The organism is uncultured Campylobacter sp., assembly GCF_938045625.1.
Lineage (GTDB): Bacteria > Campylobacterota > Campylobacteria > Campylobacterales > Campylobacteraceae > Campylobacter_A.
On the sequence record NZ_CALIAV010000077.1, the window covers coordinates 1 to 3,238 of the forward strand.

General features: G+C 47.5%; 4 protein-coding genes. All 4 read left to right on the plus strand.

Annotated elements, in window-relative coordinates; translation table 11 throughout:
* Nucleotides 1-691 precede the first annotated feature (691 nt).
* From Q0386_RS07575 to Q0386_RS07590, 4 genes are read left to right on the plus strand one after another with little or no spacing between them, the layout of a single operon-like run.
* Nucleotides 692-1,330, plus strand: coding sequence for a 1-acyl-sn-glycerol-3-phosphate acyltransferase (locus Q0386_RS07575; RefSeq protein ID WP_299029321.1), 639 nt, complete (start codon nucleotides 692-694; stop codon nucleotides 1,328-1,330).
* Nucleotides 1,311-1,661: a hypothetical protein gene (locus Q0386_RS07580; RefSeq protein ID WP_299029323.1), complete on the plus strand. Its 351-nt coding sequence runs from the start codon at nucleotides 1,311-1,313 to the stop codon at nucleotides 1,659-1,661. Before Q0386_RS07575 ends, Q0386_RS07580 begins: the two co-directional genes overlap by 20 nt.
* Nucleotides 1,658-2,587, plus strand: coding sequence for a phosphatidate cytidylyltransferase (locus Q0386_RS07585; RefSeq protein WP_299029326.1), 930 nt, complete (start codon nucleotides 1,658-1,660; stop codon nucleotides 2,585-2,587). Before Q0386_RS07580 ends, Q0386_RS07585 begins: the two co-directional genes overlap by 4 nt.
* A 7-nt stretch (nucleotides 2,588-2,594) precedes the next feature.
* Nucleotides 2,595-3,149: a DUF1287 domain-containing protein gene (locus tag Q0386_RS07590; protein ID WP_299029329.1), complete on the plus strand. Its 555-nt coding sequence runs from the start codon at nucleotides 2,595-2,597 to the stop codon at nucleotides 3,147-3,149.
* The last annotated feature ends 89 nt before the right edge of the window (nucleotides 3,150-3,238 follow it).

Sequence of the window (3,238 nt, forward strand, 5' to 3'; positions counted from 1 at the left end):
TAGTGTCCTGAAGTAACGCCAGCGTCGAGGTTTTGCCGCAGGTGCCGCGGTCTTGTCCTTTGGCGCCGCAGCCCTCGGGCGCGCTCATTTGGCACTGATGACAGAACATCTCTTGATTGTAACTCATAGAAAATCCTTTATAAAAAATTAGTTGTAAATTTTAAGATTTTATTTATAATAACGACTTGATCGCCATCAAGAAACGGCTAAATTTTATCAAATTTATTTACAAAATGAGAATTTAAATTTTCGCAACAGCGCGGTCGATACTCAAATTTGACCAAGTTTTTAGAATTCTTAACTAAAGCGCAGCGGATTAGCGCATTATGGAGTTAAGGCTGAAAGAATCTAGCTAAAGATTTAAGCGGCCTCAGAGGGCAAAGAGAGCAGGTTTCTTGCCGCGCTTAAAAAAAGCGAATTTAGGTATAATAACGGCAAATATATAAAAGAATTTCATCATATTTTACTAAAACCAGCAAAGCGGTTTTGCGGGCGGTAAGATAGAGTTGTGGCCAAGATCGCCCCAGGTTGCGCTAAGTCTAATCATTTGGAGTATCATGAGCGTTTGCGAGTTAAAATCCCAAGCTTCAAACCCACTTCGTTTGCCGGCAAGCGTTACGGCAAATTTTCGCTACTCGTCAAATTTGACGCACAAACAGGGCAAATTTAGTAAAATAAAAGGACGAAAAATATGAAAGAGTTTTTAGCTGCAGCGCTTGATTTTATCCTTTGCCGTATTACGATATTTATCACGGGCGTACGGCCGCCGCAGGAGCTTTTAAACATCGGCGAGGGTACTAAAATTTACTACGCGAACCACGCCAGCCACGGCGATTTTTTGCTGATTTTCGTCTCGCTGCCATACCGCGTGAGAAAGCGCGTGCGCCCCGTCGCGGCGGCGGAGTACTGGGAGAGCGGACCCGTGCGCAGATTTCTTGCTAAAAACGTGTTTAACATGGTGCTAATAAGTCGCCGCAAAGATCCGCTGGAAGCGCTAGCGCAAATGAGCGACGCACTGCAGACGCACTCTCTCATCATCTTTCCGGAAGGCACGCGCAAGATGAACGACGACCTAGCACTTCAGCCGTTTAAAAGTGGGGTGTTTCGGTTGGCGCAGGAGTGCCCCTCCGTGCCTTTGGTGCCGATTTGGATCAAAAATGCGCGCAATGTCCTGCCTAAGGGCTTTATGATACCCATCCCGCTGCTTTGCGAGCTGATAGTGGGCGAGGAGATATTTTACAGCGGCGAGGGTAAGGGCGAGTTTTTACAAAAGGCGCAAGACGCGCTACTAGCGATGAGCGATACGCAAAATGACAGAACGAAAGCCTAATTTGGCGGCTCTGGCGATGGCGGTAAATTTAAGCCCCGTAAATCCGTCAAATGAAAAAGCAAAATTTGCAACCGATTTTTGCGGCAAATTTGACGGCGAGTCTTTTGGAGCGGCGGCCAAAAACGTCAAATTTGAGCGCGAAACGGCGATCAAAACGCTCGCCTCGCCGCAAATCAAATTTGACCCAAACGCAAATTTAAACCGCGTAAAAAATTTAACCGTTCAAGCCGTACGCAAGGCAAACCAAACGCGCGCAAATTTTGCTCACTCGGAAAGCTCCGACGTAGGCGTCAAATTTAGCTTCAAATTTAACCAAAAGGCCCTAAAATGAACCCGCAAAATCATATCTTAAATCTATTTTTAGGACTCATCGCGGTACTAGTCGTCTCTAGCGTCGTGGCTTTTATCCTAAAGGCGAAATTTGGCGCCGAGAACAAAACCATCTCAAATTTGACCTCGCGCATAAACGCCTGGTGGGCGATGATTTTGGTGATTTTTGCGTTTACGTATATGGGCAAAAACGCCGTGATATTTTTACTTTTGCTCGTATCTTTTGCCGCTTTGCGCGAGTTTTTGTCGCTCATCTACATCCGCAGAGGCGATCATATCGCGCTCGTGGCGTGCTTTTACGTGATTTTGCCCGTGCAGTATATATTTATCTATGCTGACTGGTACGCGATGGCGATGATATTTATCCCGGTTTACGGATTTTTATTTTTGCCGATTTTGGCGGCTATTTGCGGCGATGCGGCCTATTTTTTAGAGCGCTCGACGAAGATCCAGTGGGCGCTGATGATCTGCGTCTTTTGTATTTCGCACATCCCCGCGCTTCTTTTGCTGGATCTTGAGAAGGGCAGCGGCATGGAGCTGATGCTGTTTTTGATCCTGGTCGTACAGGCTAGCGACGTGCTGCAGTATATCTGGGGCAAGCTTTTTGGCAAGCGTAAGATCGCTCCTAGCATCAGTCCGTCTAAGACCGTGGTCGGCTTTGCGGGCGGGGTTCTTAGCGCTAGCGCGCTGGCTACGTGTCTGCATCATCTTACGCCTTTTGGTGCGACGGGGGCGTTTTTCATCGGACTTGCCGTTTGCATGATGGGCTTTTTAGGAGGGCTTGTTATGTCTGCGATCAAGCGCGATCTAGGCGTCAAAGACTGGGGATATATGATCAGCGGGCATGGCGGGATGCTTGACCGTATGGACTCGCTGTGCTTTGCGGCGCCGATATTTTTTCACATAGTTAGATATTTTTACGCGTGAGGTTTTGATGAAAATTTGGAGCAAAATTTTACTTTTAGCGCTCGCGGCAAATTTTGCCTTTGCGTTTTCGGCTCAGAAGCTCGTGCAAGATGCTAGAGCACAGATTGGACAGACGCTGTTTTACGATCCTTCGTACTCTAGGCTTGAGTACCCGATGGGCGATGTGGATATGATAAAAGGCGTTTGCACCGACGTCGTAGTTAGAGCACTGCGCGGGCAGGATATCGATCTGCAGCGGCTCATCCACGAGGATATGAGCGCGAATTTTAGCTCCTATCCAAAAAATTGGGGCGCGAAAAAGACCGACAAAAACATCGATCATCGCCGTGTACCAAACATCGCGACCTATCTAAAACGCAAGGATTACGAGGCGAAGGGCGAGTTTAAGGCGGGCGATATCGTGACGTGGCGGCTGGATAACGGCAGGCCGCATATCGGCATAGTTTCGGATAAATTTGCCGATGGCAAAACCCCGCTCGTGATCCATAATATCGGTCTTGGCGCGCAGGAGGAGGACGTGCTAAACGAGTACGAGATAACGGGGCATTTTAGGATAAAATAAGCGTAAAAACCGATAAATTTAAGTAAGAAAGGCAAAAAATGGAGTTTAAAGAGAGCTATTTTATAACGAGCGACGGGGCGAGGATATTT

What these genes read in the sequence shown, in the direction of transcription:
- Q0386_RS07575 (WP_299029321.1), top strand. Translation starts at nt 692, where the DNA reads ATGAAAGAGTTTTTAGCTGCAGCGCTTGATTTTATCCTTTGCCGTATT.
- Q0386_RS07585 (WP_299029326.1), top strand. Translation starts at nt 1,658, where the DNA reads ATGAACCCGCAAAATCATATCTTAAATCTATTTTTAGGACTCATCGCG.
- Q0386_RS07590 (WP_299029329.1), top strand. Translation starts at nt 2,595, where the DNA reads ATGAAAATTTGGAGCAAAATTTTACTTTTAGCGCTCGCGGCAAATTTT.
- Q0386_RS07580 (WP_299029323.1), top strand. Translation starts at nt 1,311, where the DNA reads ATGACAGAACGAAAGCCTAATTTGGCGGCTCTGGCGATGGCGGTAAAT.